General features: G+C 73.2%; 15 protein-coding genes and 2 tRNA genes. 3 read left to right on the top strand and 14 right to left on the bottom strand.

The annotated features are described in order from the left end of the window. Positions 1-12 precede the first annotated feature (12 nt). The 4 genes from BLS67_RS10935 to BLS67_RS10920 all read right to left on the bottom strand — a co-directional run bounded on the left by BLS67_RS10935 (position 13) and on the right by BLS67_RS10920 (position 3,281). Positions 13-639, bottom strand: coding sequence for an ATP-dependent Clp protease proteolytic subunit (locus BLS67_RS10935; protein WP_091244616.1), 627 nt, complete (start codon positions 637-639; stop codon positions 13-15). Between the two features lie 17 nt (positions 640-656). Continuing rightward, complete coding sequence (locus BLS67_RS10930) at positions 657-1,289, bottom strand: ATP-dependent Clp protease proteolytic subunit (RefSeq protein ID WP_479723814.1); 633 nt, start codon at positions 1,287-1,289, stop codon at positions 657-659. A gap of 266 nt (positions 1,290-1,555) precedes the next feature. Continuing rightward, complete coding sequence (gene tig, locus BLS67_RS10925) at positions 1,556-3,109, bottom strand: trigger factor (protein WP_165617543.1); 1,554 nt, start codon at positions 3,107-3,109, stop codon at positions 1,556-1,558. Positions 3,110-3,207: 98 nt separating this feature from the next. Further along, positions 3,208-3,281 (bottom strand) — tRNA-Pro (locus BLS67_RS10920). Between the two features lie 57 nt (positions 3,282-3,338). Between BLS67_RS10920 and BLS67_RS10915 the strand changes: the two genes are divergently transcribed. Beyond that, positions 3,339-3,412 (top strand) — tRNA-Gly (locus tag BLS67_RS10915). Between the two features lie 111 nt (positions 3,413-3,523). Here the strand turns inward: BLS67_RS10915 and BLS67_RS10910 are convergent. The 4 genes from BLS67_RS10910 to BLS67_RS10895 form a co-directional block, all read right to left on the bottom strand. Further along, complete coding sequence (locus BLS67_RS10910; protein ID WP_091245021.1) at positions 3,524-5,374, bottom strand: TerD family protein; 1,851 nt, start codon at positions 5,372-5,374, stop codon at positions 3,524-3,526. A 156-nt stretch (positions 5,375-5,530) separates the two neighbouring features. Continuing rightward, positions 5,531-7,051: a methyl-accepting chemotaxis protein gene (locus BLS67_RS10905; RefSeq protein WP_278247126.1), complete on the bottom strand. Its 1,521-nt coding sequence runs from the start codon at positions 7,049-7,051 to the stop codon at positions 5,531-5,533. Positions 7,052-7,177: 126 nt separating this feature from the next. Beyond that, on the bottom strand, positions 7,178-8,176 hold the full coding sequence (locus BLS67_RS10900) for a sigma-70 family RNA polymerase sigma factor (RefSeq protein ID WP_091244604.1): 999 nt from the start codon (positions 8,174-8,176) through the stop codon (positions 7,178-7,180). Positions 8,177-8,183: 7 nt separating this feature from the next. Continuing rightward, positions 8,184-9,677, bottom strand: a complete 1,494-nt coding sequence (locus BLS67_RS10895) for a hypothetical protein (protein WP_091244601.1) — start codon at positions 9,675-9,677, stop codon at positions 8,184-8,186. Positions 9,678-9,838: 161 nt separating this feature from the next. On the opposite strand from BLS67_RS10895, the gene BLS67_RS10890 reads away from it, so the two are divergent. Next, a complete protein-coding gene (locus tag BLS67_RS10890; protein ID WP_091244597.1) occupies positions 9,839-11,107 on the top strand; it encodes a GNAT family N-acetyltransferase in 1,269 nt (422 codons plus the stop codon). Between the two features lie 7 nt (positions 11,108-11,114). Here the strand turns inward: BLS67_RS10890 and BLS67_RS10885 are convergent, their stop codons facing one another. The 4 genes from BLS67_RS10885 to BLS67_RS10870 are packed head-to-tail and all read right to left on the bottom strand — an operon-like array spanning position 11,115 to position 13,610. Continuing rightward, a complete protein-coding gene (locus tag BLS67_RS10885; RefSeq protein ID WP_131801719.1) occupies positions 11,115-11,684 on the bottom strand; it encodes a hypothetical protein in 570 nt (189 codons plus the stop codon). Next, positions 11,677-12,144, bottom strand: a complete 468-nt coding sequence (locus tag BLS67_RS10880; protein WP_091244592.1) for a ribose-5-phosphate isomerase — start codon at positions 12,142-12,144, stop codon at positions 11,677-11,679. The genes BLS67_RS10885 and BLS67_RS10880 overlap by 8 nt, the downstream gene beginning before the upstream one ends. A 12-nt stretch (positions 12,145-12,156) precedes the next feature. Next, the gene (locus BLS67_RS10875; protein ID WP_242653989.1) at positions 12,157-12,948 is read right to left on the bottom strand and encodes an SDR family oxidoreductase; all 792 of its coding nucleotides are present in this window, start codon (positions 12,946-12,948) and stop codon (positions 12,157-12,159) included. Next, a complete protein-coding gene (locus BLS67_RS10870; protein WP_091244589.1) occupies positions 12,945-13,610 on the bottom strand; it encodes a mycothiol-dependent nitroreductase Rv2466c family protein in 666 nt (221 codons plus the stop codon). Before BLS67_RS10870 ends, BLS67_RS10875 begins: the two co-directional genes overlap by 4 nt. Before the next feature lie 145 nt (positions 13,611-13,755). On the opposite strand from BLS67_RS10870, the gene pepN reads away from it, so the two are divergent. Then, positions 13,756-16,314, top strand: coding sequence for an aminopeptidase N (gene pepN, locus BLS67_RS10865; RefSeq protein ID WP_091244586.1), 2,559 nt, complete (start codon positions 13,756-13,758; stop codon positions 16,312-16,314). A 106-nt stretch (positions 16,315-16,420) separates the two neighbouring features. Here pepN and BLS67_RS10860 read toward each other — a convergent pair whose 3' ends face one another. Both BLS67_RS10860 and ctaJ read right to left on the bottom strand, forming a co-directional pair. After that, positions 16,421-16,861 carry a DUF5130 family protein gene (locus BLS67_RS10860; RefSeq protein WP_091244583.1) on the bottom strand — a complete coding sequence of 147 codons (441 nt, stop codon included), beginning with the start codon at positions 16,859-16,861 and terminating at the stop codon, positions 16,421-16,423. A gap of 58 nt (positions 16,862-16,919) precedes the next feature. Next, positions 16,920-17,222: an aa3-type cytochrome oxidase subunit CtaJ gene (ctaJ, locus tag BLS67_RS10855; protein WP_091244579.1), complete on the bottom strand. Its 303-nt coding sequence runs from the start codon at positions 17,220-17,222 to the stop codon at positions 16,920-16,922.

The raw sequence follows: 17,222 nt of genomic DNA, 5'->3' as shown, positions 1-17,222 counted from the left end.
GGGGTCGTGCGGTCAGGCCAGGAGCGCGTTGAGCTTCCGGCTCTGGACGACCTCGTCGACGATCCCGTACTCCTTGGCCTCCTGGGCCGTGAGGATCTTGTCGCGGTCGATGTCCTTGCGGACCTGCTCCTGGGACCGGCCGGTGTGCCGGGCCAGGATCTGCTCCATCTGCGTGCGCACGCGCTCGATCTCGTTCGCGTGGATCTCCAGGTCGGTGACCTGGCCGCCCGCCTCGCCCGAGGGCTGGTGGATGAGCACCCGGGAGTAGGGCAGCGAGAGCCGCTTGCCCTTGGTCCCGGCCGCCAGCAGCACGGCGGCCGCGGAGGCGGCCTGGCCCATGCAGACGGTCTGGATGTCGGGCCGGACGAACATCATCGTGTCGTAGATGGCCATCAGCGCGGTGAAGGAGCCACCGGGCGAGTTGATGTACATCGTGATGTCGCGGTCGGGGTCGGTGGACTCCAGCGTCAGCAGCTGGGCCATGACGTCGTTGGCGCTGGCGTCGTCGACCTGCACCCCGAGGAAGATGATGCGCTCCTCGAAGAGCTTGTTGTAGGGGTTGGACTCCTTCATGCCGTAGCTGGTGCGCTCGGTGAAGGAGGGCAGGATGTACCGGCTCTGCGGCATCTGGAAGCTCATGTCAGGTCCTCCGACCGTCAGTTCTCGGTGACCGGGTTGTCGGTCTCGGTCGTCGCGGAGGCCTTCGTGACCACGTGGTCGACGAAGCCGTACTCCAGCGCCTCGGCCGCGGTGAACCAGCGGTCGCGGTCGGAGTCGACCTCGATCTGCTCGACGGTCTGGCCGGTGTGCTGGGACTGGAGCTCGTTGAGCTCCTTCTTGGTGCGGCGGAACAGGTCGGCCTGGATCGCGATGTCCGAGGCGGTGCCCCCGACGCCGGCCGACGGCTGGTGCATCATGATCCGCGCGTGCGGCAGGGCGTAGCGCTTGCCCGCGGTGCCGGCGGTCAGCAGGAACTGGCCCATCGAGGCGGCCAGACCCATGCCGTAGGTGGCGACGTCGCAGTCGATGAACTGCATCGTGTCGTAGATGGCCATGCCCGCGGTGACCGAGCCACCGGGCGAGTTGATGTAGAGGTGGATGTCGCGCTTGGGGTCCTCGGCGGACAGCAGCAGCATCTGGGCGGCGAGCTGGTTGGCGATCTGGTCGTCGACCTGGCTGCCGAGGAAGATGATCCGCTCGCGCAGGAGGCGCTCGTAGACCGAGTCGCCGAGGTTCATCATGTTCCCGGCGCCGCGCATCACCGGCGCGGTCGGGTATGGGGTGCTCACGAGTGCGGTGACCTCCGTAGGACTGTCGAGCAGGCGGTCTCTGGGCTGTGGTGCGGTGGAGCAGGTGGGCCGCCGGGGACGGGCCGTTCCCTGGTCGGGGCGGGCCCTTCTCGGTGTCACGTCGACCCTAACGCGCACGTCCGACAGGCCACTCCCGCGACGGCCGGTGTTCGCCGAGGGCGCACAGGACCGTCCCCCGGGACGACGACGCCCGCCCCGGCCGCGGGTGGGCGGCGGGACGGGCGTCGTCGGCGGGGCGGGGTGGGTCAGGACTCGGCGGGGGCCTCGTCCTCGGCCTTCGCGGCGGCGGCCTTCTTGGCCGGGGCCTTCTTGGCGGCGGCCTTCTTCTTCGGGGCGGCCTCGCCGTCCTCGGCCGGTGCGTCCGCGTCGGCGTCGGCCTTGGCGGCCTTCTTGGCCGGCGCCTTCTTGGCCGCGGTCTTCTTGGCGGCGGCCTTCTTCTTCGGGGCCTCCCCGCCGTCCTCGCCGTCGGCCCGGACGGTCTTCGGGCGCAGGCCCTCGAGGTCGACCTCGTTGCCGGAGGCGTCGGTGATGGTCGTGGACTCCAGCAGCTGGGCCAGGGCCTTGGTGCGCCGGACGTCGGCCACGAAGTCGGCGATGTTGTTGCCCTGCTGCAGCTGCTGGGCGTACTGCTCGGGGCTCACCCGGTTGCGCTGGGCCTGGGCCATGATCTGCGCCGAGAGGTCGTCGTTGTCGACGGTGACCTCACGGGCGTCGGCGATCGCGTCGAGCACGAACTGGGTGCGGACGGCGTTCTCCACGTTCGAGCGCATGTCGGCGTCGTAGGCCTCGCGACCGTCGATGCCGGCGGCGGTGAAGTAGGCGTCCCAGTCCATGCCGGCCTGCTGGAGCTCGCCCTCCATGGCCTGCGTGCGCCACTCGAGCTCGCGCTCGACCAGCTTCTCGGGCACGGGGACCTCGATGACCTCGAGCAGGTGCTCGACCAGCTTGTCGCGCGCCTGGCTGCCCTGCTGCATGACCTTCACGCGGCCCAGCCGGGTGCGGACGTCGTCGTGCAGCTCGGCGAGGGTGTCGAACTCGCTCGCGGTGGAGGCGAAGTCGTCGTCGAGCTCGGGGAGCTCCTTGGCCTTGACCGACCGCACCGTGACGGTGACCTCGGCGTCCTGACCCGCGGCGTCGCCGGAGAGCAGGGCGGAGGAGAAGGTGGCCGACTCGTCGACCGACAGACCGCGCACGGCCTCGTCCAGGCCGTCCATGAGGGTGCCGGTGCCGACCTCGTAGGACATGCCGCTGGTGGTGCCGTCCTCGAGGACCTCGCCGTCGAGCTTGGCCTCCAGGTCGATGGAGACGTAGTCGCCGTCCCGCGCGGCCCGCTCGACACCGGTGAGCATCGCGAAGCGCTCGCGCATGGTCGAGACCTGGGTCTCGACCTCCTCGTCGGTGACCTCGACGTCGTCGACGGTCACGGCCAGGGAGTCGAGCTCGGGCAGCTCGAGCTCGGGGGCGACGTCGACCTCGGCGGTGAAGGCCAGGGTGTCGCCGTCGTCGATGCGGGTGACCTCGACGTCGGGCTGGGTCAGGACCCGGACCTGGTTCTCGCGGATCGCCTCGGAGTAGACCTCGGGGACGGCGTGCTGCACGACCTGCTCCAGGACGGCGGCCCGCCCGATGCGCTGGTCGAGTATGCGGTTGGGGACCTTGCCCGGCCGGAAGCCGGGGACCCGGACCTGACGGCCGAGCTCCTTGTAGACCTCGCCGAAGGCGTGGTCCAGGTCGCCCCACGGCACCTCGATGGCGAGCCGGACCCGGGTCGGGCCCAGGTTCTCGATGGTGCTCTTCACAGTGCAGCGCTCCTCGGTGCAGACATCAGGGGGTACGGCGAGACCACGGGTCACGCCGGGATGCCCGCCAGTCTCCCAGAGACCGCGCGGACGTCGTGTCGGGGTGACAGGATTTGAACCTGCGGCCCCCTGCTCCCAAAGCAGGTGCGCTACCAAGCTGCGCCACACCCCGTGGCGAGGGCCGAGTCTAGGCCCGAGCGCTACCGGTACCCTGGGCGGGCGACATCTCGCGGGTGTAGCTCAATGGTAGAGCCCCAGCCTTCCAAGCTGGCCATGCCGGTTCGATCCCGGTCACCCGCTCCACCACGAGATCAGACGGGTTGTCGAGGGGGCGCCAGGTCTGGCCTGCGCCGGTCATGGCGTCCCCGGCAGAGCGGAGCGGTGCGCCCGTCGGCTAGACCGGCGCTTCGGCCCTCAGCCCGCCTCGTCGATGTCCACGCCGTGCCGGATGGCGAGATCGGCGAGGTCGTCCTGATAGCCCTGACCGACTGCACGCCAGCGCCACGCTCCGTTGCGTCGGTACAAGGTGCCGAGGATGAGGCTGCGCTCCTGGGTGGCTGCGTCCAGGGTGGCTCGGGCGACGGGCGCACCGTCGGCGTCGCGAAGGATCAGTTCGACCGCGCCGACGTCGCCGAAGGTGACCGCGCCGTCGATGGCTGCGGCAAGCAACACGCGCTGCCGGGCGGCAGGCAGGTCCTCGGGGCGGATCGACACCAGAGCTTCACCGGCGATCCCGCTCGAGAGGAGGACGGCTCCGGAAGGGTGCTCGGGGGCGTTGTAGAAGACGAAGTCCTCGTCGACGGCGACCTGTTCGTCGTCGTCCACGACGAGAGCCACCACGTCCACGTCGTACTGCTCGGCCGCGTGGCGGCCGGGCGCTGCCCAGCGCACCTCGACCAGCCATTCGTCCTTGGCCGGGAGCTGCATCACCTCGCCCCGGACGAGGATCCGCTGGTCGGCGATCGCAGTCGTGGCATCTGCTGCAGCGGCCGGAGGGGCACCCGAGGACTCCGGCAGATCTGCCGTGTCGACACCGTCCGGCCACGGGCGTGGCGCGAGGGTCGCTGGGTCGAGCGGCTGGATGCCGAGCGCCCGCGCGCGGTCCAGCCGGCCATCGAGTTCTGCGGAGGGTGCGAGGACGACATCGGTGACGGAGCCGGTCAGGTTGACGGCGACGCTGGCGCCGGCCTCGAGGAGGCGCGCTCGGATCTCGGCTGCACCACCATGGCTGCCGCCGAGGACGACGACGCGTCGGCCGCTGAGCAGGCCACTGGGTGCAGTCGCGCGAGGTGCAGGAACAACCGGGTCAGCGCCGGTTGCCTGCGGGGCGTCCACGAGCTTCGGTTGCCCGGGCGTGACCGAACCGAGCAGCGCGGTGAACTCGGCTTCGGTGATGACCGGTGTGCCGTGTTCGCGAGCCTTGGCGGCCTTGTTGGTGTCCAGGTCGGGGCGGTTGCACATCAAGAGGTGCGTGCGACCGCTGACGGTGTTCATGACGTCGAGCCCGGCGGCGGCAGCCCGTCGTGCCAGCAGCTCCCGCGGAGCGCTGGTCGCGCCGGAGATGACCACCTTCATCCCCTGCACCAGCGGTGCACCCGGGACCCAGCGATGCGGTGCGCGCCACGGACATGGCGTGCGCGGGGCCTTCGGCGGATACGGCGCCGGTACGGCATCGATGCAGGCCGCCAATGGTAGGTCCATGTCGAGGCGTGCCGCTGTCACGAGCGAGTGCCGGAGGATCTCGGTCAGCACGCGGACGTCGTCGGCGGCGTCGTGGGCGCGGACGGCCCGCACCCCCCAGTAGGCCGCGACGGATCCAAGCTTGAAGTCGAGCACCGGGACGTCGAGCCGGCGGGTCAGCGCCAGGGTGCACAGCCGCTGGTCCACCAGCAACCGACGGCCGGCGCGGGTGGCCTCGGCGGCGAGGAAACGGTGGTCGAAGTCGACGTTGTGGGCCACGATGACGCGCCCGCCGACCCGGCGGCCGACGTCGTCAGCCACATCGCAGTACTGGGGTGCTCCCCGCAGCTTCGCCCGGGTGAGCCCGTGGATGTGGGTCGGCCCCGGGTCGCAGCCGGGATCCAGCAGTGTCGACCAGGTGGACTCGATCGCTCCGTCGGCAGCCATCTGGGTGACGGCGATCTGCAGGACCCGGTCGCTGGTCGCGCGCAGACCCGAGGTCTCCACGTCCACGAGGGCGTAGCCGTACGGATAGCGACTCGCGACCTCGGCGGGCAGGACCGCCGAGGAGAAGACCCCCGTCATGCACCGCAACCTAGACCGATGCTGATCGATCCGGTCTCCGTCGTCGGACGTGTCGAGGCTGCCGGCCCAGCTCGGCCCCACGTAGGAAGCGCAGCGGCCCGGCCGCCGCCTGCCGCACGGGCTGGTTCGATCCCGGTCACCCGCTCCACGCAGGCGTCAGTGCGCGATGTCCTCGAACGCCGAGGCCACCCTCGCCTGCTCCTCGAGCACCTCCGCGATGCGGGTCTGGACGACGTCCAGCTTGCCGATGGTCTCCGCGGTGCTGTGGATGCCGTCGGCGACGGTGCGGCTGGACGCCTGGATCCCCGCGATCTGGTCCGAGACCTTCTTCGTCGCGGCGGCCGTCTCCCGGGCCAGGTCCTTGACCTCGGAGGCCACGACCGCGAAGCCCTTGCCGAGCTCGCCGGCGCGGGCGGCCTCGATGGTGGCGTTGAGGGCCAGCAGGTTGGTCTGGTCGGCGATGCCGGAGATGATCCGGATGACCTCGTCCACGGCGGCCGAGGCCTGGCCGAGCTCCTCCACCTCGCGGGTCATCGTGGTGGCCTGCCCGACGGCCTGCTCGGCGACCAGCCCGGCGTCGCCGGAGGCCTGGCGCAGGCGCGCGATGGTCTCCAGCAGGTCGCGCGCGTTGCGGGCGGCCTCCTCGCTGCGGCGCAGGACGTCCAACCGCTGCGACACCAGCTGCTGCACGTTGCGCAGGGCGGCGGCCCGGGACTCGGAGAGCTCGATGGTCTCGGTGACGAAGAAGTCCATCGTCCCGATGACCCTGCCGCCGACCACGAGCGGGAAGCAGACCCCGGACTTCACGCCGGCGCGCTGGGCGGCCGGCGCGCGGACGCAGTCGGTCATCTCGCCGATGTCGCTGACGAACACCAGGTCCCGCTTGCGCCAGGCACGACCGGACAGGCCGACCCCCTCCGCGAAGGAGGCGGCCAGGGTGACCTGGCGGAACTCCTCGCCCGCCGAGCCGGACTCCTGGGCGAACCGGAGCAGGTGGTCCCGCTCGTCGAGCCCCCAGAAGGAGCCGTAGGCCCAGCCGAAGGCGGTGCGCACGGTGTCCAGCGCGACCCGCAGGGCGCGCTCCTCGGTCGTGGCATCCGCGATCTGCCCGACGACCGTCGTGACCGCCTGGCGGTCCTCGAGGGTCTCCTGGAGCGCCGCCTTGCTCACGGCCGCCTTGCGGGCGTTGTTGAGCAGCCGCTCCAGGGAGTGCCACTTGGCCTGCCGGAACACCGGCAGGTCGCCGCGCTTGTAGAACTCCTTGACCGCGACCACCACGCCGTCCTCGACCACCGGGAGCTGCGCGCCGCTCGTGGCACCGGCCGCCGTCGCCGCGGTCCAGCGGGTGCAGGCCGCGGCGCCCGCGGCGGAGTCGCAGATCACCGCCTCGCGGGTGGAGAGCGCCCGGCCGCCCAGGCCCGAGGACTGCGTGAGGGTCTCGACGCGCGTGGCCTGCAGAGCGGGCACCAGGGAGCCCCACTCCCCCGCGAGCCGGAAGGACCCGCCCCCGGCGGGGAGCCAGACCGCGCCGTAGTCCAGCCCCAGCTCGGAGACCAGGGTGCCGGTCATCACCCGGTGGGCCTCCAGGTCGTCGGCGATGCCGCGGTCCAGCGCGGTGATGACGGCCTCGACGGCCTCGACGTCCCGAGGCATCTCGGCCGCCGGGACCTGCGCCACGGATCGTCCCCACCGTCGTTCCACCACGAGCTCCCCCAGCGTCCGGATCCGGTGCCGGTGACCCGGCTCCACCACCTTCGGCACGAACTCGGCCGGAATCATCCCGAAAGCGGAGCCGACGTCCTGCTACCCGGGCAGCAGGCTCTCCGGCGGGGTCGACGGCAAGCCGAACAGGTCGAACAGACCGGTGTCCAGGAACGACGTGATGCGACTGATCCGTCCGTCGTGCACCTCGAGCGCCTGGATGGCGAACGGGGCCCAGCCGCCGGCGCCGTCGGGCTTCCACTGGGCGAACGCCGTCGACCCGTTGAGCTCGACCGGCGCGAGCACCGAGCCGCGGCACCCCGACCCCGGACCCTCCATCCAGGCGACGACGTCGTCGGCCGAGCGCAGCCACATGGCGAAGGGCGGCATGTCCTGCACGGCGTCGTCGTGCAGCAGCCGGACGAACGCGGCCATGTCGTAGCGCTGGAAGGCGTCGACGTAGGCGGCCAGCAGCTCGGCCTGGTCGGCGTCCACCTCGCCGGGGCGGGCCTTGCCGTCGTGGCCGGCCAGCGTGGCCCGGGCGCGCTGCAGGGCGCTGTTGACCGCGGCCACGCTGGTGTCCAGCAGGCCGGCCACCTCGTCGGCCTTCCAGCGGAGCACCTCGCGCAGCACCAGGACGGCGCGCTGCCGCGGCGGCAGCACCTGCAGCGCCGCGACGAAGGCGAGCCGGACGGAGTCCCGCTGGGCGGCGATGTCGGCCGGGTCGCCGCCCAGCACCGACCCGGTCAGCGCGGGCTCGACCCAGGCCCCGTCGGGCAGCGTCTCCGACAGCGAGGCCTCGACCGGGGCGAAGGGCTCGTCGGACATGTCGACCGGCAGGGCCCGGCGCTTGCGGCCGTCGAGGAGATCCAGGCAGACGTTGGTGGCGATGCGGTAGAGCCAGGACCGCAACGCGCCGGGGCCCTGCAGCTTGTCCAGCGACCGCCACGCCCGGACCATCGTGTCCTGCACGGCGTCCTCGGCGTCGAACGAGGAGCCCAGCATCCGGTAGCAGTAGCCGGTCAGCTCGCGCCGGTGCGTCGCCATCCGGGCCTCGAGCTCGTCGCGGTCGACGACCGGGGATTCCAGCAGCTCGGTCATGGGGTCCTCACTGGTAGGTGACGAGCTCCGGCAACGGGAGCGCCTGCGCCACGGTCTCGGCCGGGGTCAGCATCGGTTCGTCCTCGTCGATGAAGTTCTTCCAGCCCCAGTAGACCGGAGAAGGGGCCCCCTGGTGAAGGGTGTTCCACGTGCCCTGCTTGGCAGGTTGGCTGCCCTGGCCGTCGACGTGCACCAGGATCGCCAGTTCCTCGCGCGAGGTGTCCAGCCGCTCGCGGTCGGTGATCATGCGGAGCTGGAACTGGTGCAGGACGAGGAGCTTCTGCGGCAGGGCGTTCTCACGGGTGAGGTCGGCCAGCCAGGTCACCACGGAGTTGACCTCGTCCACGCCCACCGACCCGATCTGCTGCAGGTGGACCTGGTCGGGCTGCAGCCGCCACTCGGGGTCCAGCGCCAGACCCACGTAGGGCAGCTCGAGCAGCGACCGGTACTGCTGGGCCTGGGTGAGGAAGTCCGTGCGCCCCGGCTGCAGGTCCAGGACGACGTAGAGCCCGGCAGCACCCGCGGCCTCCACGTAGGGCTGCAGCTCGGTCGGGTCGAGCTCCGTGGAGTAGTTGCCGTCGGGGCCGGCCGACCCCGAGGCCACCGTCACGATGATCTCGAAGGTCGGGACGACGGTCCGGTCCGGCAGCAGGTCGGCGTAGGGGGCGGCGAACTCCCCGGCCCGGGCGATCGAGGCATCCAGCCCCTGCTCCCCCAGGACGCCGAGGGCCGGGCCCTGCGTCGACCCGTACATCGCGACCAGGAAGTGCTCGGGGAACAGCAGCTGACCACCTCCGGGCAGCTGGGTGCCCGAGGCCGCCGTCGCGGTCTTCCAGTCCAGCCCCTCGACCCCGTCGAACGCCGTGCCCAGGGCCACGACGGCAGCGGGGGTGGTGCCGGCGAGGGCGTCCACGACGTCCGCGGAGGCCCGGGGGTCGGTCTGGCCCGCGGTGTCCACGACGGTGGCACCGGCCGCACGGGCGGTCACCGCGCCGGCCGCGGTCTCCGCCGACCCGCTGTCGAGCACGACGACGTCGGCGAGCTCGTCGGCGGCCCCGACCTCGGGGAGGTCGTCGTCGGCCGGGACGACGTCCCGGTCGCCCAGCGCGCCGTCGGCGAGCTCCGCGCCGCCGGCCAGCACCACCGACGTGGCGTCCAGCCGGTCCAGCTCGTCCCGGACGACGCCGGGGTCGTCCCCCACGAGGAGCAGCGGCACCCCGAGCTCCTCCGCGGCCTCCGCCGCGTCGTCGGGGAGCTCCTGCCCCTCGGGCGCCACCACGACCACCGGCGAGGACGCGAACAGCGCCCGGCTGGTGGAGATGGCCGCCGCCACCGGGTCGGTGTCGGCCACCAGCGTCACCGCGGACCCGGGGGTCGTCGTCACCGGCCCGACCGCCGCGGGGGCGGTGGTCGGGTCGGCGGCCCCGTCGGAGGACGACGAGGAGCACGCCGACAGCAGGAGCAGCGCGGCGAGGACGACGGGGACGGGGGTGGAGCGCATGGGCCTTCTCTCGGGACGGGCCACCGGCCCGGGCGTGGACCGGCTCGCAGGCCGTTGTCGAGGCTAACGGCTTCCGCGCGCTCCGGAGGTCACCGTCCGGTGACGTCCCCGGGTGCACGAACCCGGTCGCCCCGACGGCCGGCGACCGGTAGAGAGGACGGGTGAGCACCGTTGCGACCCCACCCGCCGACCCCGACCTGGTCGCCGCCCTCCGCCCCGTCGCGGAGCCGGAGTGGCCGGCCTTCGCCCGAGCCATGTACCGCGTGTTCGGCGAGGACCCGACCGGGCCGTTCATCGAGCAGCCCCGCCCCACGTCCGAGCTGGGCCGGTCGCTCGCCCTGGTCGAGGACGGCTTCGTCGCGGCCACCGCCGGCATCTACAGCCACCAGCTGACCGTGCCCGGCGGCGTGGTCCCGGCGGCGGGCATCACCTGGATCACCGTCTCGCCGACGCACCGCCGTCGTGGCGTGCTGACGGCGATCATGCGGCGGCAGCTCGACGAGGTGCACGCCGCCGGCCGCGAACCGGTGGCCGCCCTGTGGGCCGCAGAGGGCGGCATCTACGGCCGCTTCGGGTACGCCCCGGCGGTCTGGCGCGGCGGCATCACCCTGGATCCGTCCCGCGTGCGGCTGCGCGCCGACCTGCCGGAGTCGACCGGCCGCACGACGATCGTCGACCTGGACGCCTACCGCGCGGCCGCCGTCCCCCTGTACGACCGGCTGCGCCGCGACGTCCCCGGGCACCTGGCCCGCGACGACCGCTGGTGGGACCGCCGGCTGCGCGACGACAAGGACGACCGGAACGGCTTCACCGAGCGCCGCTACGCGCTGCACACCGGCGCGGACGGCCAGGTCACCGGGTACGCGAGCTACCGCCAGAAGGAGAGCTGGTCGCCCCGCGACGAGCCGGAGGGCAAGCTGCACGTGACGGACCTGGTGGCGGCCGACCCGGCCACCCGCGTCGCCCTCTGGCGCTTCCTGCTCGGCCACGACCTGGTGCGGGAGCTCACCTCATGGGCGCTGGCTGCCGAGGACCCGCTGCGCTCGATGGTGGCCGACCCGCGCTCGGTGACCACGTCGCCCTCCGATGCCCTCTGGGTCCGCCTCGTCGACGTCGACCGGGCCCTGGCTGCCCGCCGCTACCCCGCGCCGATCGACCTGGTGCTCGAGGTCCGCGACGCCTTCTGCCCCTGGAACGACGGCCGCTGGCGGCTCACCGGGCACCCGGCCGGCGGGCACTGCGCCCGCACCGACCGCGACCCCGACCTGGTCCTGGGCATCGAGGAGCTGGGCGCGGCCTACCTCGGTGGCGTGTCGCTGGGCACGCTGCACCGGGCCGGCCGGATCACCGAGGTCAGCCCCGGCGCCGTGGCCCTGGCCTCGACGTCGTTCTCCTGGCCGGTCGCCCCGCAGAGCCCGGACTCCTTCTGACCGCCGCTCAGCCGGCTGCGGCGTAGGCCCAGGAACCCGGCCGCGGCCGGCCGGGGAGGTCGGCGCGGCCGGTGGCCCAGCGCAGGGTCGTCGCCGGGTCGGTGTCGGCGGGGGCGTGCGGGAACAGCCGGGCCAGCACGCGGGCCGCGACGTCCGCCGGCGGCGCCCACCGCAGCCCGACCGCCTCGACGACGTCCCCGGTGTGCAGCAGCACCTCGGCGCAGGCCATCGCCGCGAAGCCGGCCGGGTCGGGCGACCCCCATGGGTGGAAGCCCCGCTCGGCGGGGTCGGCGGCGTCCAGCACGCGGGCCAGCACCTCGCCCCAGGTGGTCAACCCGGTGATCAACCGGCCGTAGCCGGCGGCGGGGTCGCGCTCGTAGCGGCCCGCGGTCAGGTCGACCGGGCCCAGCAGCAGGTCGTGGCCGTACCAGTGCAGGCACTCGCCGACGTGCCAGACGACGCCGGCGACGTCGGTGCCCATCAGCGGGACCTCGGCGGTGGGGTCGGGAGCGCGGGCCAGGACGGCGACGGCCTCGTCGACGCACCGGCGGACGTCGTCCCCGCCCACGTCAGCCACCGGCGGGGTGATGACGCTCCTGCTCGTACTCCGCGACCAGGCCGATCCGCCGCACGTGCCGCTCGTCGTGGCTGAACGGGGTGCGCAGGAAGGTCAGCACCAGCTCGGTGGCCTCCTCGACGGTGTGCTGACGGCCACCGACCGCGACCACGTTGGCGTCGTTGTGCTGGCGGGCGAGCTCGGCGGTCGAGGTGTTCCAGACCAGCGCGGCGCGGACGCCGGGCACCTTGTTCGCCGCGATCTGCTCGCCGTTGCCCGAGCCGCCGATGACGATGCCCAGGGACCCCGGCTCGACGACGACGCGCTCGCCCACCTCGATGCAGAACGGCGGGTAGTCGTCGAGGGGGTCGTACTCGAACGCCCCGCAGTCGACGGGCTCGTACCCGGCGTCGGCGACGGCGCCCATCAGGTGGGCCTTGAGCTCGAGTCCGGCGTGGTCGGTGCCGAGGAAGACGCGCATGGCCCCAGTTTGTCAGGACAGGCGGGCGGCGACCGGCAGCGGGAGCACGCGCAGCAGACCCGCGACGGCGCGCCACGGCCACTCGGGCACGTAGGCGCGCACCGGCTCCCGGTCGACCGCGGCCACCAGGGCGTCGACGCCGGCGTCCAGGCCGACGGTGAACGGTCCCCGCCGGCCGGTGTTGATGTCGGTCTCGATGAAACCGGGGTGGATGGTGCTGACCCGGATGCCGCGGGTGGCCCGCGACCCGAGCAGGTCGGCCCGGATGCCCTCGGCCAGGACGGCGTCGGCCGCCTTCGACGTCGCGTAGGCCGTGCGGGTGCCGCCCATGCCCCGGACCCCGGCGACGGAGCTGATCACCACGAGGTGGCCGTGGCCCTGGGCGCGGAACACCGCCACCGCGGCCTCGCAGCAGGCGTGCGTGCCGAGCACGTTCGTGGTGAGGACGGCGCGGTTGGGCCGGGCGCCGCCGGTGCCCACCGGCACGCCCTTGCCCAGCCCGGCGTTGGCCACGAAGCGGTCCAGCCCGCCCAGCTCGCGGGCCAGCCGGGGCACGACCTCCGCCACCGCGTCGGGGTCGTCGACGTCCAGCGTGTCCACCAGGACGGTCCGGCCGTGCCCGGCGAGCTCGTCGCGCAGCCGCTCCAGCCGGTCGGTGCGGCGGGCCACCAGGGCGAGGTCGTGGCCGGCGGCGGCCCAGCGGCGGGCCATGCCCTCGCCGAGGCCGGAGCTCGCGCCGGTGATGAGGATGCGCTGGCGGCGGGGGTGCGGCATGCCCGCGAGCATGCCGCACCCGGAGCTCACGCGTGCTTCGTGATCTCCAGCGCGGAGGCCGGCACCGTGGAGAAGTCCGGCTCCTCGGTGCGGGTGCGCTTGAGCTCCCAGAAGCCGGGCAGGTTGGCCAGCAGGACGGCGCCGTCGAAGGCCTTGCCGGCCTCCTCGCCGGTGGGCACACGGCTGATGACGGGCCCGAAGAAGGCGACGCCGTCCACGTGCAGGACCGGGGTGCCGACGTCCTCGCCGACCGGGTCCATGCCCTCGTGGTGGCTCTTCTTCAGCGCCTCGTCGTACTCGGTGGACTCCGCGGCCTCGGCCAGGGACGCCGGAAGACCCACCTTCGCCAGCGCCGGGGCGATGACGTCGGCCAGCTCCTGGCCCTCCTGGTGCCGCAGCGTGCCCATCGCCGTGTAGAGGTCGCCCACGACCTCGTCGCCGTGCTGCTGCTGCGCGGCGATCAGCACGCGCACGGGCCCCCAGGCCTGCTTCATCATCTCGACGTACTGCTCCGGGAGGTCCCGGCCCTCGTTGAGCACGGCCAGGCTCATCACGTGCCAGTGGACGTCGAGGTCGCGCACCTTCGACGCCTCGATCACCCAGCGGCTGGTCAACCAGGCCCAGGGGCACAGCGGGTCGACCCAGACGTCGACCTTCGCGGCGGTGGGGGCGCTCTGCACGGCCTCGGTCATGCGATCTCCTTCGGGTTGGGGTGTGCTGCGTTCGCTGCCGCCGTCAAGGGCCGGCTCCGTCCCGTCATTCCCACCAGGCCCAGCGGTACACCCGCACTCCCCCGCCCGGCCGACCGTGTCGTACCGGCGTGGGAAGCTCCCCGGCGTGGCTGTTCCCAACTTGACCCGCGACGCTGCCGCTGCGCGCGCCCAGCTCCTCACCGTCCACGAGTACGACCTGCAGCTCGACGTCACCGATGGTGCCGGTCACCCCGGCGCCGAGACGTTCCGGTCGACCACGACGGTCCGCTTCGACGCGGCGACCCCGGGCAGCGCCACGTTCGTCGACCTGGTCGCCGCGCGGGTGCTCTCGGCCACGCTGAACGGCACCGCGCTCGACGTCTCCGGCTACACCGAGGAGGAGGGTCTGGCCCTGCCCGGGCTGGCCGCGCAGAACGAGCTCGTCGTCGACGCCGAGTGCCGCTACTCCCGCACCGGCGAGGGCCTGCACCGGTTCGTCGACCCCGAGGACGACGCGGTCTACCTCTACTCGCACTTCGAGCCGGCCGAGGCCAAGCGGATGTTCGCCTGCTTCGACCAGCCCGACCTCAAGGGCACCTTCGCCGTCCACGTGACCGCGCCGTTCGACTGGCAGGTCGTGTCCAACACCGGCGGCCGCACCATCGAGGCCGGCGCCGGCGGCTCGCAGCTGGTGCACTTCGAGCCGACCAAGCGCATCTCGACCTACTTGGTGGCCCTGGTCGCCGGCCCTTACGCCAAGGTCACCGACTCGCACGAGGGCCTGCCGCTGGGCATCTACTGCCGGGCCTCGCTGGCCCAGCACCTCGACGCCGACGCCATCTTCGAGGTGACCAAGCAGGGCTTCGACTTCTACCACCGGGTCTTCGACTACCCGTACCCGTTCGACAAGTACGACCAGCTCTTCGTCCCCGAGTTCAACGCCGGGGCGATGGAGAACGCCGGCTGCGTGACGTTCCTGGAGGACTACGTCTTCCGCTCGCGCACCAGCCGGGCCCGCTTCGAGCGCCGCGCCGAGACGATCCTGCACGAGCTGGCGCACATGTGGTTCGGCGACCTGGTGACCATGCGCTGGTGGGACGACCTGTGGCTCAACGAGTCCTTCGCCACCTACATCTCGACGCTGTGCCAGGCCGAGGCCACCGAGTTCACGACCGCCTGGACGACGTTCGCCAACACCGAGAAGTCCTGGGCCTACGCGCAGGACCAGCTGCCCTCCACGCACCCGATCGCCGCCGACATGGTCGACGTCGCCGCGGTCGAGGTGAACTTCGACGGCATCACCTACGCCAAGGGCGCCTCGGTGCTCAAGCAGCTGGTGGCCTACGTCGGCCAGGACGCCTTCCTCTCCGGGGTGCGCCGCTACTTCCGCACCCACGAGTACGGCAACACCACGCTGGCCGACCTGCTCGGCCCGCTGTCCGAGGCCACCGGCCGTGACCTCACCGCCTGGGCGCAGCAGTGGCTGCAGACCAGCCAGGTCAACACGCTGCGCCCGGTCTTCGAGGTCGACGACGACGGCCGCTACCGCTCCTTCTCGATCGAGCAGACCGCGGTGCCCGAGCACCCGGTGCTGCGCGACCACCGGCTGGCGGTCGGCCTCTACTCGGCCGGCCCCGAGGGGCTGACCCGCACCCACCGGGTCGAGCTCGACGTCCGCGGCGCCCGCACCGAGGTGGGTCAGCTGCTCGGCCACCCGGCCGCCGACCTCGTGCTGGTCAACGACGACGACCTCACCTACGCCAAGATCCGGCTCGACGAGCGGTCGCTGGCCACGCTGCGTGCGCGGATCGGCGACCTCTCCGACCCGCTCCCCCGGGCGCTGTGCTGGTCGGCCGCCTGGGACATGACCCGCGACGGCGAGCTGGCCGCCCGCGACTGGGTGGCCCTCGTGCTGGCCGGGGTCGATGCCGAGAGCGAGATCTCGGTGGTGCAGTCGCTGCTGGCCCGGGTGCAGGCCGCGCTGTCCAACTACGTCGACCCGGCCTGGGCCGACACCGGCTGGGCCGCGCTGGGCGACAAGGCGCTGGCCGCCCTGCACGCCGCCGAACCCGGCTCCGACGCCCAGCTGCAGTGGTCGCGCACGCTGGCCTCGGCGGCCCGCAGCGACGAGCAGGTCGCCGCGGTGCGCGGGTTGCTGGACGGCTCGCTCGACGTGCCGGGGCTCGAGGTCGACGCCGACGCCCGCTGGGCGTTCCTGCAGGGCCTGGTCGCCGTGGGCGCGGCCGGCGACGCCGAGATCGACGCCGAGGCCGAGCGGGACGCCACCGCCACGGGCGCCCGGCGGGCAGCCACGGCCCGGGCCCTGCGCCCGACCGAGGCGTCCAAGGCCGACACGTGGGAGCGGGCCTTCCGCGACGAGTCGATCGCCAACTCGATCCACGAGGCGATGGTGGCCGGCTTCTGGCACCCGGCGCAGCGGCAGCTGACGGCCCCCTACGTGGCGCGGTACTTCGCCGACATCGCCCCGCTGTGGGACCGGCGTCCGGGCGAGATCGCCAAGAACGCCGTCGAGTACCTGTTCCCGAAGCAGGTGTCCGAGGAGACGGTCGCCGCCGCCGACGCCTGGCTGGCCGACCCCGGCCACCCGGCCCCGCTGCGCCGGCTGGTCAGCGAGGGCCGCGACGGCGTCGCCCGCTCGCTGCACGCCCAGCAGCGCGACCGCGAGGCCGCCGCCCGCAGCTGACACGACGAGGGCCCACCCGGTTCACCGGGTGGGCCCTCGCCGTTCGGCCCCCTCGCAGGGTCCCGGCCCGCGCGGAGCGTGGGTCGGGGGGCGAGGGGGTCCTTCCTCAGGTCCTTCTCCGGTTGGCGGCGGGGTGGCCGGCCTGGTCGGAGAGCTGGCGCAGACCGTTGACGATGCCGCCCACCAGGTCGCCGGCGCCGAAGCGGCCGGTCATGGTGAGCACCGCCAGCGCGCAGGCGCGGTCGGGCAACCGGCGGGCGGCCGCCGAGCCGGTGACGATCTCGAGCACGCGCTGGTCGGGCGCGACGGCCACCAGCACGGAGTCGGCGGGGTGTCCGCCGGAGCGGGCGTGGAGGTCCTCGGCGCCGGCGCGCGTGTCGGTGGGCAGCTCACCGATGTAGAGGGTGAACCGCAGCCCGGTCTCGCGGGAGGACATGGTGAGCGCCTCGTCCAGGCGGGCCAGCTCGGCCGGGCTGAACGGCGACGCCTCCGGTCCCTGCTGGTCGTCGACGATCGGCTCGCGGGTGCCCTCGAGCTCGGTGGCCATCAGTGGGTGCCTCTCTGCGCTGCGCTGGTGGTGCTGGGGACGGGTGCGGGGACGTCGATCACCAGGTGCCGCGGGCTCCGCCGGAGGCGGTCCGGCGGGGGTGGCCCGCGGTCTCGCCGATGGTCAGCGCGGCGGCCTGCTCGCCGGTGGTGTGCTCGACCCCGTGATCGGCATCGTGCTCGGCGCCGTGCGCCCCGCCCTCGGGGTGCGGCTCGTACCAGACGGCGGCGTGGCCCCACGCCGTGCCGGGCTTGTAGCGGGCGCGGTCCTTGAGCGCGGGCAGCAGCACCAGCGCGTAGGCCAGGAGCACGACGGCCAGCGGGGCCACCACGAAGACGAGCAGGGTCTCGACGACGGTCAC

The organism is Klenkia soli, assembly GCF_900103975.1.
Classification (GTDB): domain Bacteria; phylum Actinomycetota; class Actinomycetes; order Mycobacteriales; family Geodermatophilaceae; genus Klenkia; species Klenkia soli.
Note: the sequence above shows the minus strand (reverse complement) of the source record. Positions and strands in the feature narration are given on the sequence as shown.

Excerpts from the sequence above, each read along its gene's own strand:
- BLS67_RS10860 (WP_091244583.1), bottom strand. The coding sequence starts at position 16,861 with ATGGCCACCGAGCTCGAGGGCACCCGCGAGCCGATCGTCGACGACCAG.
- BLS67_RS10935 (WP_091244616.1), bottom strand. The coding sequence starts at position 639 with ATGAGCTTCCAGATGCCGCAGAGCCGGTACATCCTGCCCTCCTTCACC.
- BLS67_RS10880 (WP_091244592.1), bottom strand. The coding sequence starts at position 12,144 with ATGCGCGTCTTCCTCGGCACCGACCACGCCGGACTCGAGCTCAAGGCC.
- BLS67_RS10870 (WP_091244589.1), bottom strand. The coding sequence starts at position 13,610 with ATGACCGAGGCCGTGCAGAGCGCCCCCACCGCCGCGAAGGTCGACGTC.
- BLS67_RS10910 (WP_091245021.1), bottom strand. The coding sequence starts at position 5,374 with ATGACGGGGGTCTTCTCCTCGGCGGTCCTGCCCGCCGAGGTCGCGAGT.
- BLS67_RS10895 (WP_091244601.1), bottom strand. The coding sequence starts at position 9,677 with ATGCGCTCCACCCCCGTCCCCGTCGTCCTCGCCGCGCTGCTCCTGCTG.
- BLS67_RS10900 (WP_091244604.1), bottom strand. The coding sequence starts at position 8,176 with ATGACCGAGCTGCTGGAATCCCCGGTCGTCGACCGCGACGAGCTCGAG.